The organism is Psychrobacter piechaudii, assembly GCF_900162825.1.
Classification (GTDB): Bacteria; Pseudomonadota; Gammaproteobacteria; order Pseudomonadales; family Moraxellaceae; genus Psychrobacter; species Psychrobacter piechaudii.
Map to the genome: position 1 here is coordinate 1 of NZ_FUGE01000034.1, position 922 is coordinate 922.

The following is a 922-nucleotide window of genomic DNA, read 5'->3' on the forward strand; positions in this document are numbered from 1 at the left end:
TCGCTAAACCGAGGGGATTCCTACAGCTAGACGGTCAAGCCCGACCGCGAGGATGTTCTTAGCAGCATTGATATCCCTATCATGCCATGTGCCACACTCCGCACAAGTCCATCCTCTTATTCGCAAACCTGCTCTACCTTTTGGACTACTATCGCTTATTTTAAGGCAGCACGAACAGGTCTGGGTAGTGTAACTCTCATTTACGATCTCAAGCTGACAACCTGCATGCTTGCATTTATATTCCAGTTGTCGTTTAAGCTCAAACCATCCTGCATCGTATGTCGATTTAGCTAGATTGGTTTTTCTAGTTGTAAATGAGCGTGATTTAACATCACCCACCACAATTAAAGCATTATCTTTGACAAGCTTGGTGGTGAATTTATGAATTAAGTCTAATCTTGTATTTTTAATTTTGGCGTGGATTGCTTTGACACGTTTTTTATTGTTAGCACGTTGAGCGATAGCAAGCTTTTTAGCCCATTTTTGGGTCTGCTTAATAGTAAGTTTATCACCCATTGAGGTTGTAGCAGACTCTTTTAAGCCCAAATCAATTCCAACGCTGCCCTTACCACTTACTTGGTTAGGATGGTCTTTCACGGTGATACACGCATACCAACGATTACGACTGTCTTGTACTATCTCAAGCGTGTTGATTTGATATAGGCTTAGGTTGTAGCTATCGAATACATCGATGATAAGCTTTTGACCTTTGGATAGTGATAGCTGAATAGTTGATTTCAGTGCCTTCTTACCTGTCTGCCTTGTTTGCAAATACTTGATGGCAGATTTTTTAAAAGGTATCCAGCCAAGTGATTTACGCTTGGCATCAGCTCTATTGGTACGCCAGTTAAGTTTGGCTTTTTTAAATTGTTTACGTGATTTAGCATGTGTTTCATTGATAGCCTGTAAGGTCTGACTGTGT

1 protein-coding gene is annotated in these 922 nt (G+C 40.9%); it reads right to left on the reverse strand.

The genetic code is table 11. The annotated features are described in order from the left end of the window. Positions 1-3: 3 nt before the first annotated feature. Positions 4-922 (reverse strand): RNA-guided endonuclease InsQ/TnpB family protein (locus A1019T_RS00690; RefSeq protein WP_077449977.1); only part of this gene is annotated, 919 nt, incomplete at its 5' end.